Genomic DNA, 13,215 nt, shown 5'->3' on the forward strand with positions numbered 1-13,215 from the left:
TCCGATGGCAGATGACACCGCGTACGGCGACACCAGCGATCAGGACCTCCTGGCCCGTCATGTAGAGGGCGACCCCGACGCCTTCGGTGAGCTCGTGCGGCGGCACCGGGACCGGCTCTGGGCCGTGGCCCTGCGCACGCTCGGGGACCGCGAGGAAGCCGCTGACGCGGTGCAGGACGCGCTGGTGTCCGCCTACCGGGCCGCTCACACCTTCCGGGGCCAGTCGGCGGTCACGACCTGGCTGCACCGGATCACGGTCAACGCCTGCCTGGACCGGGCCCGGAAAGCCGCCTCCCGCAAGACGTCCCCGGTGGACGACACCGAGCGCCTGGAGCAGCTCCTGGAGCCGCACGAGGAGGCATCGGCGCCCGCCGAACGCAACGACCTCCACCGCCAGCTCGTGGAGGCCCTCGGCACGCTCCCACCCGACCAGCGTGCCGCTCTCGTTCTCGTGGACATGCAGGGCTACCCCGTCGCCGAAGCCGCCAGCATGCTCGACGTGCCGACGGGGACGGTGAAGAGCCGCTGCGCCCGGGGAAGAGCCAGACTGCTCCCGCTTCTCACCCATCTGCGGCCGGAAAACGCCGGAGCAGGCAGAGAAGCGGGCGTCGGACGGAACCGGACGCAGGAGACATCCGTCCCACCCGCAGCGGGACCTCCGTCGGACGGCTCGCCGGATTCGGGACCAAGCGATTCAGCCGCAGTGAAGGGCGGAGGTGGGCGAGCGTGACTTCCACGACAGACACAGACGGGCACCCGGACGTCGCGGAGATCTCCGACCTCACCGAAGGCATCCTCTCCCCCTCCAGGACCGCGGACGTACGCCGGCATCTGGACGAGTGCGAACTCTGCGCGGATGTGCACGCCTCGCTGGAGGAGATCCGCGGCCTGCTCGGCACGCTGCCGGGACCGCCCCAGATGCCCGCCGACGTCGCCGGCAGGATCGACGCCGCCCTCGCCGCGGAGGCACTCCTCCAGGCGACTGCTCCCGAAGCCGTGAACGACCAGGCACCGATCGAGAGCGCGCGTGTTTCACGTGAAACATCGCCCACCTCAGACCGTCCCACCGGACATGCCCGCACCTCCAGCACCGGCCCCGGCCGCAAGGACCGCCGGAGGAACGGACGTCGCAAGGTCGCCGTTCTCGGTGCCGTCTTCACTGTCGCCGCACTGGGATTCGGCTCCGTCCTGCTGTCGTCACTGGACGACGGCAAGCCGAACGACGCGGCGCGCGGGCAGACCACGACCTCCGCCGACACCTTCTCCGCGAGCGGACTCGAAAAGCAGGTGTCGGACCTGCTCACCGAGAAGAGCACGAGCGGCGGTTCCCGGGCTCCACGCAGCAGCATGGGCGCAGCGCAGAACATCCCCGGCTCCGAGGACCCCCGCGTCCTGGTGACACCCGAGGTCCCCCAGTGCATCCAGAAGGGCCTGCACACCAGCGACGCTCCGCTCGCGACCGAGGACGGCGTCTATCAGGGCACGGACGCCATCCTGGTCGTGCTGCGTGATCCCTCCGACAGCACCCGGATCACCGCCTACATCGTGGATGCGTCGTGCGTGAAGAACGCGCCGACCGGCACTGCGAAGGTTCTCCTGAAGCGCTCCTACGCCCACTCCTGAACGAGCACGCTTCGTCTCCGTCCCGCGTGGTAATGCGTACGGTGTGGCCTCTCCGTGTGCCCGGACACAGCGGGAATGCGCGCCCCTTAGGATCCGTTGGGCAGGGTGAGAGTTCTGCGAGGGGCTCCACCGGTCCGACGACGCAGTCCAGAGACGAGGAACCAAGCCGTGAGCGACGTCCGTAACGTGATCATCATCGGCTCCGGGCCCGCCGGCTACACGGCGGCGCTCTACACCGCGCGCGCGTCGCTGAAGCCGCTGGTGTTCGAGGGCGCCGTCACCGCCGGTGGCGCGCTGATGAACACCACCGAGGTGGAGAACTTCCCCGGCTTCCAGGACGGCATCATGGGCCCCGAGCTCATGGACAACATGCGCGCCCAGGCGGAGCGCTTCGGTGCCGAGCTCGTCCCGGACGACATCGTCAGCGTAGACCTGACCGGTGAGATCAAGACCGTCACCGACACCTCGGGCACGGTCCACCGGGCGAAGGCCGTGATCGTCACCACCGGCTCGCAGCACCGCAAGCTGGGCCTGCCGAACGAGGACGCCCTCTCCGGGCGCGGTGTGTCGTGGTGTGCCACCTGTGACGGCTTCTTCTTCAAGGACCAGGACATCGCCGTGATCGGCGGCGGTGACACCGCGATGGAGGAGGCGACCTTCCTCTCGCGCTTCGCCAAGTCGGTGACGATCGTCCACCGCCGGGACACCCTGCGCGCCTCCAAGGCGATGCAGGAGCGCGCCTTCGCCGATCCGAAGATCAAGTTCGTGTGGGACAGCGAGGTCGCCGAGATCCAGGGCGACCCGAAGCTTTCGGGCCTGAAGCTGCGCAACCTCAAGACCGGCGAGCTCTCGGACCTGGCGGTCACGGGCCTGTTCATCGCGATCGGCCACGACCCGCGCACCGAGCTCTTCAAGGGCCAGCTCGAGCTGGACGACGAGGGCTACCTGAAGGTGGAAGCGCCTTCGACCCGCACCAACCTGACCGGTGTGTTCGGCGCCGGTGACGTGGTCGACCACACCTACCGCCAGGCGATCACGGCCGCCGGCACCGGCTGTTCCGCCGCTCTCGACGCCGAGCGCTATCTGGCCGCCCTCGCGGACGCAGAGAAGGCCGAGCCCGAGAAGACCGCTGTCTGACCCCCATCCCGCCCCACCGCACCAACCCAGTTAAGGAGCCCGCCGTGGCCGGCACCCTGAAGAATGTGACCGACGATTCCTTCGAGCAGGACGTCCTGAAGAGCGACAAGCCCGTCCTGGTGGACTTCTGGGCCGCCTGGTGCGGACCGTGCCGTCAGATCGCTCCGTCCCTCGAGGCGATCGCCGCCGAGTACGGCGACAAGATCGAGGTCGTCAAGCTGAACATCGACGAGAACCCGGGTACGGCCGCCAAGTACGGCGTCATGTCCATCCCGACGCTGAACGTCTACCAGGGTGGCGAGGTCGCCAAGACCATCGTCGGTGCCAAGCCGAAGGCCGCGATCGTCCGCGACCTCGAGGACTTCATCGCTGAGTGATGTTTCACGTGAAACATGAAGGGGGCCGGTCCGCAGGGACCGGCCCCCTTCATGGTGTCAGTGGCACTTCCGCGTTACAGGGGACGCAGCGCCGGTTCCTTCTGTACCGCTCCCAGCAGCCGGTCCAGTGCCATCTCCACGTCTTCCTTCCAGGAGAGCGTGGTGCGCAGCTCCAGCCGCAGTCTCGGATACCTGGGATGCGGTCTGACCGTCTTGAAGCCCACAGCGAGGAGATGGTCGGCAGGCAGCAGACAGGCGGGCTCTTTCCAACGGGCGTCCCCGAAGGCCTCGATGGCCTTGAAGCCCCGTCGCAGCAGATCCTTGGCGACCGTCTGCACCATCACCCGGCCAAGCCCCTGTCCCTGATAGCCCGGCATGATGAACGAGGTCATCAACTGGACGGCGTCCGGGGAGACAGGGCTCGTGGGAAAAGCCGTCGAGCGAGGAACATAGGCCGGAGGGGCGTAGAGGACGAAGCCGACCGGAACGTCGTCGACGTAGACGACCCGACCGCACGATCCCCAGTCCAGCAGGACGGCGGAGATCCAGGCCTCCTTCTCCAGAGCGGCTGTTCCCGCCTTTACCGCGGCCTCTCCGCTGACGGGGTCCAGCTCCCAGAAGACACACGAGCGGCACCGCTGGGGTAGGTCCGGAAGGTTGTCCAGCGTGAGCGGTACGAGCCGACGCCCCATGAAGGCTGTTCCTCGCTTCCTACGCCCGCCGCGTCGCGGGCGGCCGTCAGAGCGCTCCGTTCCCTGAGCAGACTGCCGACGAATCCGCCGACCGCCCCCAGTCCCAGGCCCGCGCTCACCAGTCCGCTTCTGCTCATCGTTCGCATGGCCCCTGCCTCCCCTCAGAGGTACTGCCGGGTGGATGTGCCGCACCCATTCGCATCGTATCCACCCACCGATTCCATCGACACCGCCTGAATGCAAAGAGCGGGCCGTGTCCGGTACGCACCGGACACGGCCCGCTCTTCATGCCTGGTCTGGTCCGGCATGCTCACGAGTCCCGGCTCAGGCTTCCGTCTCCTCGTCCTCGCCGTCCACCAGGCTCTTCTGCAGAACCGGTCCCTCACCGGGGGCGAGGGAGCTGAGGATGCGCTCGAGGTCCTCCATGGAGGCGAACTCGACGGTGATCTTGCCCTTCTTCTGCCCCAGGTCGACCTTGACCCGCGTCTCGAACCGGTCCGACAGACGAGTCGCGAGGTCGGTCAGCGCCGGAGAGACCCGGGCACCGGCTCGCGGACCCTTGGATCGCTGGGCGGTCTGCGGCCGCGACCCCATGAGGGTCACGATCTCCTCGACGGCGCGCACCGAGAGTCCCTCGGCCACGATCCGGTGGGCCAGCCGGTCCTGCTCCTCTGAGTCCTCGACGGACAGCAGAGCACGGGCGTGTCCGGCCGAAAGCACTCCGGCGGCCACTCGGCGCTGCACCGCCGGCGACAGCTTCAGCAGACGCAGGGTGTTGGAGACCTGCGGGCGGGACCGGCCGATGCGGTCCGCGAGCTGGTCGTGCGTGCAGTTGAAGTCCTTCAGCAGTTGGTCGTAGGCGGCTGCCTCTTCCAACGGGTTGAGCTGGGCCCGGTGCAGGTTCTCCAGGAGGGCGTCCAGGAGAAGCTTGTCGTCATCCGTGGCCCGCACGATCGCGGGGATCGCCTCCAGGCCGGCCTCACGGCTGGCCCGCCAGCGGCGCTCACCCATGATGAGCTCGTAGCGAGCGGGGCCGACCTGCCGTACGACGACCGGCTGGAGGAGGCCGACCTCCTGGATGGAGGTGACCAGCTCCTGAAGCGCGTCCTCGTCGAAGACCTCACGCGGCTGGCGCGGGTTCGGCGTGATGGAGTCGAGGGGGAGTTCCGCGAAGTGGGCGCCCATGGGAGGCGCGGGCGTCTCCGGGTAGCCGTTGACCGGCGTCTCGGTTTCATGTGAAACCGGCGGCAGCGTGGCCACCTTCGCCGCGGCCACTCCGCGATCGGTCGTCAGCACCGGGACAGACGTCGGAGATGCGGAACCCGCGCCCTCCATCGCCGCCGGCGTCGGCGTCTTCTCGGTCGGGGCAGCAGGGATCAGTGCGCCGAGACCACGGCCCAACCCCCTCCGTCGCTCGCTCACTGGATCCCCTCCACCATGCTCGGGTTGCTCTGTGCGCCGATGTGCGCCTGCGTCGGGTCATAGGAGACACCGACACCCTTCAGCGCGATCTCTCGCGCCGCCTCAAGGTAGGACAACGCTCCGCTCGATCCTGGATCGTAGGTCAGCACCGTCTGTCCATAACTCGGCGCCTCGGAGATACGGACCGAGCGGGGAATGCTGGTCCGCAGCACCTCGTCGCCGAAGTGGGTGCGCACCTCGTCCGCGACCTGGGACGCCAGGCGCGTCCGGCCGTCGTACATGGTGAGCAGGATGGTCGATACGTGCAAGGTGGGGTTGAGGTGACCCCGCACCAGATCGACGTTACGCAGGAGCTGGCCCAGGCCCTCCAGCGCGTAGTACTCGCACTGGATCGGGATGAGGACCTCGGCACCGGCCACGAGCGCATTGACCGTCAGCAGGCCGAGCGAGGGCGGACAGTCGATGAGGATGTAGTCCAAGGGCTGCTCGTACGCCTGGATCGCACGCTGTAGCCGGCTCTCACGTGCCACCAGGGACACCAGCTCGATCTCCGCACCGGCGAGATCGATGGTGGCGGGGGCGCAGAAGAGACCTTCGACATCAGGGACCGGCTGAACGACCTCGGCCAGCGGCCTGCTCTCGACCAGGACGTCGTAGATGGACGGGACTTCGGCGTGGTGGTCGATACCCAGCGCGGTGGACGCATTGCCCTGGGGGTCGAGGTCGATCACCAGGACACGGCCGCCGTGCAGAGCCAGCGAAGCGGCAAGGTTGACGGTTGTCGTCGTCTTGCCCACTCCGCCCTTCTGGTTGGCAACGACCATGATCCGGGTCTGCTCGGGCCGTGGCAGGCCCTCGCCGGCGCGGCCAAGAGCCTCTACCGCCAGTTGGGCAGCACGACCGATCGGAGTGTCGTCCATCGGGGGCGGTGTTTCACGTGAAACATCCTCCCCCATCGACTCGGTTCGGGGACCGGGGACCGGATCGGTCATCGGTCCCGCGATGTTGGCGTCGGACCGCAAGGATTCACTCTCCTCGACTTCAGGCTCGCAATGAACAGAGCCTCCCATGTCTTCGGGGTCGTGAACCAGTGAGGCCTGTTGTTCTGTGGAGAAATCCACCTCTGTGGACAACTCCGTTACCTCTCCGAGTGACCCGAGAGGCTTCCGGTCGCGGGGTTCGGCCGCAGCGCGGCCCCGGCTGATGATGCCGTGCAGCAGTGAGCGACGTTTCACGTGAAACACGATGCAGGGCAGCCGTGCCCGTTCTGCCGCGACACTCCGGCTTGCATAGGTTTGGCAGCTTGTGTGGAGTACGTCTCGTCGTCAGGACGGATCAGCGACGCCGACGGGTGCGGCCGGTACGGGCCGCCTTGGCACGCTTGGCAGCGAAGCGCACACCGCCGGGGCTCTCTCCGACCTCGACCCTCACCACGGTGGACAGCGGATCGACCACGCCTTCACCCACATGCAGGATGGACGTCCCCACAGCACCGAGCTTGCTCAGCGCCGTGTGTGCCGCCTTGAGTTCCTCCTCCGCGGTGTCGCCCTTGAGCGCGAGCATCTCCCCGTAGGGACGCAGCAGCGGAACACCCCAGGTCGCCAGCCGGTCCAGCGGGGCCACGGCTCGCGCCGTCACCACATGCACGGGCGTCAGCTTGCCCATGACCTCCTCGGCCCGACCGCGCACCACCGTCACATGGTCCAGGCCCAGCAGCTCCACGACCTCCGTCAGGAAGGTCGTACGCCGCAGCAGCGGCTCCAGCAGCGTGATCTTCAGGTCCTCGCGGACGAGGGCCAGGGGGATGCCGGGCAGACCCGCACCGGAGCCGACGTCGCACACCGTCACACCCTCGGGGACGACCTCGGAGAGAACCGCGCAGTTCAGCAGATGCCGCTCCCACAGGCGGGGCACTTCACGAGGGCCGATGAGGCCGCGCCGCACACCCGCCTCGGCGAGCAGCTCGGCGTAGCGCACCGCGTCCTCGAAGCGATCGCCGAACACCTCGCGCGCCTGCTCGGGCGCGGGGGGAAGCTCCGCTGCCTCCGTCACGGGGAACCGTCCTTCCGTACCGCATCAGCGCACCGGGCGCCGACCATCAGAACTATCAGGCTGACAAAGTTCGGCCCCGCCTGCTCTACAGACGGGGCCGGAGAAACGTACGGACCGCTCAGGCGGGAAGCACGACGACGAAGCGCTGCGGCTCCTCGCCCTCGGACTCGCTGCGGAGCCCGGCGGCCTTGATCGCGTCGTGCACGACCTTGCGCTCGAACGGCGTCATCGGGTTGAGCTTCACGGACTCACCGGTGCTCTTCACCTCGGCGGCGGCCTTGGCGCCGAGCTCGGAGAGCTCAGCGCGCTTCTTGGCCCGGTAACCGCCGATGTCCAGCATCAGTCGGCTGCGGTCCCCGGTCTCCCGGTGCACGGCCAGGCGGGTGAGCTCCTGGAGGGCTTCCAGCACCTCGCCGTCACGACCGACCAGCTTCTGCAGGTCGCGGCTGCCCGAGTCGCTGATGATCGAGACAGCGGCGCGGTCGGCCTCGACGTCCATGTCGATGTCGCCGTCGAGATCGGCGATGTCGAGCAGACCCTCGAGGTAGTCCGCCGCGATCTCGCCCTCCTGCTCAAGGCGGGTCAGGGTGTCTGCACCCTCGGCAGCGGCGGAGGTGGTGCCTTCCGTCACGGGATGGACTCCTTCTTACTTCTTGGACGGGGACTTGGGCCGCTGAGGGCCCTTGCGCTGTCCGGACTGGGCCTTGCTGCGGGTACCGCCGCCGGACTGCTTCTTGGCGGAAGCGGCGGGCTTGGCGTCCTCGGGCTCGTCGGACTTGCTCAGCGAGGTCGGCTCCGACGACTGGCCGTCGCCGGTCGCCTTCGCGCCGGCCGAGGCCGCACCCGACTGCCGCTGGGACTTGCTCTGTCGCTTGGGCTGCTGACGCCTGGGAGCCGCCGCGCTCGCCGTCGAACCGTCCTCGGTCTGCACCGCGGCCTGGGACTCGCTCTGGATGACCGAACCGTCGGCCTGGGCCGCGAGGCCGGCCTTGTTCAGACCGTTGATGAACTTGCGCTCGAACTCGTTGCGGTCCCGGCCCTTGGCGACGATCGCCTTGATGATGGTGCGCTCGCTGCGCCTGCGGGCCTTGCCGTGGGTCGTGACGTGCTTGGTGAGGCGCTCCAGGTAGGCGGCCTGCGCCTTGGAACCCGGGGTCGGGTTGTTGCGGATGACGTACATCTGCTGACCCATGGTCCACACGTTGGTGGTCAGCCAGTAGACGAGGACACCGACCGGGAAGTTGATGCCGAAGACGGCGAACATGACCGGGAAGACGTACATCAGCATCTTCTGCTGCTGCATGAACGGCGTCTTGACCGTGGTGTCGACGTTCTTCGTCATCAGCTGGCGCTGCGTGTAGAACTGCGACGCCGACATCAGGACGATCATGACCGCGGTGACGACCCGGACGTCGGTCAGCGAGGCGCCGAGTGCCTCGACCTTGCTCGAACCGTCCGTGAACTTCGCGGCCAGCGGAGCGCCGACGATGTGCGCCTTACGGGCGCTGGCCAGCAGCGACTCGTTGATGACACCGATGGTGTCGCCCGTCGCGATGCCGTTGAGCACGTGGTACAGGGCGAAGAAGAACGGCGACTGCGCCAGGATGGGAAGGCACGAGGAGAGCGGGTTGGTGCCCGTCTCCTTGTACAGCTTCATCATCTCTTCGGACTGGCGCTGCTTGTCGTTCTTGTAGCGCTCCTGGATCTTCTTCATCTCGGGCTGCAGCGTCTGCATGGCCCGGGTCGCCTTGATCTGCTTCACGAAGAGCGGGATCAGGCAGATACGGATCAGGATCACCAGGGACACGATCGACAGGCCCCAGGCCCAGCCGGTGTCGGGGCCGAAGATGGCGCCGTACACCTTGTGGAACTGGACGATGACCCAGGAGACGGGTGTCGTGATGAAGCTGAAAAGACTGGCAATCGTGTCCACTAATCATGCTCCTTGGGCATGGGACGGAGTCTCTGCGGCCGGGCTCGAAGGAGTCTGCCCCTCGGTGGCCGAGGCGGCGGAGGGCCCGCCCCTACGTGCACGCCAGGCGTTACGCAGCATTTCGTGCCACCGCGGACGCTTGCGCGGCGGGACATGGTCCACACCGCCCAGCGACCACGGATTGCACCGCAGGATGCGCCAGGCGGTGAGTGCCGTTCCCTTGATCGCACCGTGCCGGTCGATGGCCTGGTAGCCGTAGTGGGAGCACGACGGGTAGTACTTGCACACCGGCCCGAGCAGCGGGCTGATGGTCCACTGGTACAGCTTGATGAGCGCCAGCAGCGGGTACTTCATCGTGCGCCCCCTCCCAGCAGCCGCTGAACGGCGGCATCCAGGTCTCGGGCCAGTTGTTCGTGATCGGCGTCACCCGCCTCGGGCAGCGCTCGTACGACTACCAGGCTACCGGGGGGAAACAGGGCGACCCGGTCGCGCATCAGATGGCGAAGCCTGCGCTTCACCTTGTTGCGCACCACGGCACCGCCCACGGCCTTGCTCACGACGAAACCCGCACGCGTCGGGGGAGCGCTCTCCCCAGGCGCGTGCGGGTCCATGGCACCGCTACGAAAGTGAACGACGAGGGACGGGCGTCCGGCCCGGCGCCCTCGTCGTACCGCGGTCGCGAAGTCCTCGCGCCGCCTCAGCCGGTTCTCGGTGGGCAGCACGACGGCATGACCTGACCGGGATCAGGCGGACAGGCTGGCGCGACCCTTGCTGCGGCGGTTCGCCAGAATCGCGCGGCCGGCACGGGTACGCATCCGCAGACGGAAGCCGTGGGTCTTGGCGCGACGACGGTTGTTCGGCTGGAAGGTGCGCTTGCTCACTCGGGGGCTCCAGAAATCAATCGGTGGTGGCGGGTGCCGTCCTGGCTGTCACCGTGCGCCCACGAGTAGCTCGCAGTTACGCCCGTGTGCACCGCTTCCCGATCACCTGACGCGATCTGTGCCCATCGGAGGCAGGCGGCAGCAGCCATCGACAACTCGACCTGGTTACGGTACGCGCGGCTACGCCATCCGGTCAAACCAGTGGTCACCGGGAGACACTATCCACAGGCTGGGGACAACAACTTGAACCGCACCCGTCGCCCTGACTACCGTGGCTGAACTCCGATTCGTTCCCTTGACCCCTGTGTTTCGGCTCCACCCCATTTGAATCCCGACTCGTCCCACAACCACACGTTCGTGGGACCCGTGAGAGAGCGTGCCCTGTGGCTGACGTACCTGCCGATCTTGCCGCAGTGTGGCCACGCGTACTCGAGCAACTCCTCGGCGAGGGCCGCGTCCAGGGTGTGGAGGCGAAGGACGAGCACTGGATCCGCCGCTGCCAGCCGCTCGCGCTGGTCGCCGACACCGCCCTGCTCGCCGTACCGAACGAATTTGCGAAAGGCGTACTGGAGGGCCGACTGGCCCCGGCCGTCAGCGAGACCCTGAGCCGCGAGTGCGGCCGCCCGATCCGCATCGCGATCACCGTCGACGACTCCGCGGGCGAACCCCCGGCACCGCCCGCACCCCCGGCCCCCCGCACCCAGCCGCGCTACGAGGAGCCCGAGCTCCCCTCCGGCCAGTACGACAACCAGTACGAGGGGTACGGCCGCCACCGCGCCGACGACTCCCGCCCGCCCCGCGGCGAGCAGCGCCCGGGAACGCAGGGCGACCACGCGCCCCGCCCCGACCAGCTCCCGACCGCGCGCCCCGCCTACCCCTCGGAGTACCAGCGCCCCGAGCCCGGCGCCTGGCCGCGGCCCGCACAGGACGACTACGGCTGGCAGCAGCAGCGGCTCGGCTTCCCCGAACGCGACCCGTACGCGTCGCCGTCGCAGGAGCCCTATTCCCAGGAGCCGTACAAGCCCGAGTCCTACCAGCAGGAGTCGTACCAGCAGGACTCCTACGGCCCTCCGTCGCAGGACTACCGGCCGCAGCCGATGGAGCGCTCCTCCTACGACGGTCCGCGCTCCGACTACGACCAGCGGCCGGAGTACGACAAGCGGCCCGACTACGACAAGCCGCGGTCCGACTACGACCAGCGCGACACCCGCCGGGACCTGCCCGACCCCCCGCCCGGCTCCGGGCACGTGCACCGCGGCGGACCGGTCGGCTCCAACCTGCCCACCACCGGCGCCCCCGGCCCGCTGGCCGCGCAGCCCGCGCCGGCGACCGGCCCCGGTGAGCCCACCGCGCGCCTCAACCCCAAGTACCTCTTCGACACGTTCGTCATCGGCGCCTCCAACCGCTTCGCCCACGCGGCCGCGGTGGCGGTCGCCGAGGCACCGGCCAAGGCCTACAACCCCCTCTTCATCTACGGGGAGTCCGGGCTCGGCAAGACGCACCTGCTGCACGCCATCGGGCACTACGCGCGCAGCCTGTATCCCGGCACGCGCGTGCGGTACGTGAGCTCGGAGGAGTTCACCAACGAGTTCATCAACTCCATCCGGGACGGCAAGGGCGACAGCTTCCGCAAGCGCTACCGCGAGATGGACATCCTGCTCGTCGACGACATCCAGTTCCTCGCGGACAAGGAGTCGACGCAGGAGGAGTTCTTCCACACCTTCAACACCCTCCACAACGCGAACAAGCAGATCGTGCTGTCCTCCGACCGGCCGCCCAAGCAGCTCGTGACGCTGGAGGACCGGCTGCGGAACCGTTTCGAGTGGGGTCTGATCACCGACGTCCAGCCGCCCGAGCTGGAGACCCGGATCGCGATCCTGCGCAAGAAGGCGGTGCAGGAGCAGCTCAACGCACCGCCGGAGGTGCTGGAGTTCATCGCCTCCCGGATCTCGCGCAACATCCGCGAGCTGGAGGGCGCGCTGATCCGGGTGACGGCGTTCGCCTCGCTCAACCGGCAGCCGGTGGACCTGGGCCTGACGGAGATCGTGCTCAAGGACCTGATCCCGGGCGGCGAGGACTCGGCCCCCGAGATCACCTCGACGGCCATCATGAGCGCCACGGCGGACTACTTCGGCCTGACCGTCGAGGACCTGTGCGGCACCTCGCGCGGCCGCGCGCTCGTCACCGCCCGCCAGATCGCCATGTACCTGTGCCGCGAGCTGACGGACCTGTCGCTGCCGAAGATCGGCGCGCTGTTCGGCGGCCGCGACCACACGACCGTGATGCACGCGGACCGCAAGATCCGCAATCTGATGGCCGAGCGCCGCTCCATCTACAACCAGGTGACCGAGCTGACGAACCGCATCAAGAACGGCTGACAGCACCAACGGCACCAACGGCGGCAACGGCGGCAACAGCGGCAGGAACGGCTGCACAGGCCGAGGCACGGCGTTTCGGCGCCGAGGGCGCCCTGGGGACGAGCTCCCGAGGGCGCCCTTCGTCATTCCACAGGTCACGACGCCGTAGCCCGCTGTTCGATTCCGCGCCGGGTTACGGCCTCCCTCCACAGATCCGGTGACTTTTTCCCGTCCACATGCTGGGGACTGCGAAGTTGTCCAGATCGCGGTCCACAGGCTCCCTGCCGAAAGGCCATCAGGCCAGGTCAGGTGGTTGTGGATTCGTGGACGAACGATCTCCACAGACTGTGGACAGGGAGAAGATCCACAGGCTGTGCAGCGAGTTGTCCACTGGCCGCCCACAGATCGGGACCGGTTGTCCCCAGCGATCGGCGGCTTCTCCACATGCCTGTCCACTGTTCGGCAACGCGACCCGCCTGATCACCGGGTCGAGTGAAAGGCGTCACACGAAGATGCCGGGTTGGGCTGTGGGAAAGCTGGGTAAAGCTGGGGACGGCGCTGGGGAGAAGTCGCCTCAGGCTGTGCACGGAGTGTGCAGAACTTTCTGTTCTCCACAGAAGTGCCAGGTTGTCCACCGGTGTCGCCCACAGGGCCCGTGGACAAAATTCCCGCTCTGAGCTGGGAAAACAGGGTTATCCACGGTATCCACAGCCCCTACTACTACTCCCAACTAGAGAGAGC

Annotated in this window: 14 protein-coding genes; 5 read left to right on the plus strand and 9 right to left on the minus strand. The window is 67.9% G+C overall.

Annotated elements, in window-relative coordinates; translation table 11 throughout:
• The first annotated feature begins 4 nt into the window (after nt 1-4).
• The 4 genes from sigM to trxA all read left to right on the plus strand — a co-directional run bounded on the left by sigM (nt 5) and on the right by trxA (nt 3,137).
• Nucleotides 5-730: an RNA polymerase sigma factor SigM gene (sigM, locus tag ACIQJT_RS16425; RefSeq protein WP_365452902.1), complete on the plus strand. Its 726-nt coding sequence runs from the start codon at nt 5-7 to the stop codon at nt 728-730.
• Nucleotides 727-1,623: an anti-sigma factor family protein gene (locus ACIQJT_RS16430; protein ID WP_402643983.1), complete on the plus strand. Its 897-nt coding sequence runs from the start codon at nt 727-729 to the stop codon at nt 1,621-1,623. The genes sigM and ACIQJT_RS16430 overlap by 4 nt, the downstream gene beginning before the upstream one ends.
• Nucleotides 1,624-1,791: 168 nt before the next feature.
• Complete coding sequence (gene trxB / locus ACIQJT_RS16435) at nt 1,792-2,760, plus strand: thioredoxin-disulfide reductase (RefSeq protein WP_402643985.1); 969 nt, start codon at nt 1,792-1,794, stop codon at nt 2,758-2,760.
• 44 nt (nt 2,761-2,804) lie between these two features.
• Complete coding sequence (gene trxA, locus ACIQJT_RS16440; RefSeq protein ID WP_003991504.1) at nt 2,805-3,137, plus strand: thioredoxin; 333 nt, start codon at nt 2,805-2,807, stop codon at nt 3,135-3,137.
• Between the two features lie 74 nt (nt 3,138-3,211).
• On the opposite strand, the gene ACIQJT_RS16445 is transcribed toward trxA, so the two are convergent.
• From ACIQJT_RS16445 to rpmH, 9 genes are all read right to left on the minus strand, one after another.
• Nucleotides 3,212-3,829 (minus strand): GNAT family N-acetyltransferase, encoded by a 618-nt coding sequence (locus ACIQJT_RS16445; protein ID WP_365452911.1) that lies wholly within the window; start codon nt 3,827-3,829, stop codon nt 3,212-3,214.
• A gap of 324 nt (nt 3,830-4,153) precedes the next feature.
• Nucleotides 4,154-5,251 carry a ParB/RepB/Spo0J family partition protein gene (locus ACIQJT_RS16450; protein WP_402643988.1) on the minus strand — a complete coding sequence of 366 codons (1,098 nt, stop codon included), beginning with the start codon at nt 5,249-5,251 and terminating at the stop codon, nt 4,154-4,156.
• Nucleotides 5,248-6,321 (minus strand): ParA family protein, encoded by a 1,074-nt coding sequence (locus tag ACIQJT_RS16455; protein WP_078935937.1) that lies wholly within the window; start codon nt 6,319-6,321, stop codon nt 5,248-5,250. Before ACIQJT_RS16455 ends, ACIQJT_RS16450 begins: the two co-directional genes overlap by 4 nt.
• Nucleotides 6,322-6,586: 265 nt before the next feature.
• Entirely contained in the window at nt 6,587-7,303 is a 717-nt protein-coding gene (rsmG, locus tag ACIQJT_RS16460; protein ID WP_053846250.1) for a 16S rRNA (guanine(527)-N(7))-methyltransferase RsmG, read from the minus strand.
• 118 nt (nt 7,304-7,421) lie between these two features.
• Nucleotides 7,422-7,934, minus strand: coding sequence for a R3H domain-containing nucleic acid-binding protein (locus ACIQJT_RS16465; RefSeq protein ID WP_365452917.1), 513 nt, complete (start codon nt 7,932-7,934; stop codon nt 7,422-7,424).
• A 15-nt stretch (nt 7,935-7,949) separates the two neighbouring features.
• The gene (yidC, locus tag ACIQJT_RS16470; RefSeq protein WP_402643992.1) at nt 7,950-9,236 is read right to left on the minus strand and encodes a membrane protein insertase YidC; all 1,287 of its coding nucleotides are present in this window, start codon (nt 9,234-9,236) and stop codon (nt 7,950-7,952) included.
• Nucleotides 9,237-9,239: 3 nt separating this feature from the next.
• Entirely contained in the window at nt 9,240-9,590 is a 351-nt protein-coding gene (yidD, locus tag ACIQJT_RS16475; RefSeq protein ID WP_037707204.1) for a membrane protein insertion efficiency factor YidD, read from the minus strand.
• A complete protein-coding gene (rnpA, locus tag ACIQJT_RS16480; RefSeq protein WP_078959689.1) occupies nt 9,587-9,958 on the minus strand; it encodes a ribonuclease P protein component in 372 nt (123 codons plus the stop codon). Before rnpA ends, yidD begins: the two co-directional genes overlap by 4 nt.
• Nucleotides 9,959-9,979: 21 nt before the next feature.
• On the minus strand, nt 9,980-10,117 hold the full coding sequence (rpmH, locus tag ACIQJT_RS16485; RefSeq protein ID WP_005482975.1) for a 50S ribosomal protein L34: 138 nt from the start codon (nt 10,115-10,117) through the stop codon (nt 9,980-9,982).
• Between the two features lie 383 nt (nt 10,118-10,500).
• Between rpmH and dnaA the strand changes: the two genes are divergently transcribed.
• Nucleotides 10,501-12,495 (plus strand): chromosomal replication initiator protein DnaA, encoded by a 1,995-nt coding sequence (gene dnaA, locus ACIQJT_RS16490; RefSeq protein ID WP_402643997.1) that lies wholly within the window; start codon nt 10,501-10,503, stop codon nt 12,493-12,495.
• The last annotated feature ends 720 nt before the right edge of the window (nt 12,496-13,215 follow it).

The organism is Streptomyces sp. NPDC091972 (genome assembly GCF_044756385.1).
Lineage (GTDB): Bacteria > Actinomycetota > Actinomycetes > Streptomycetales > Streptomycetaceae > Streptomyces.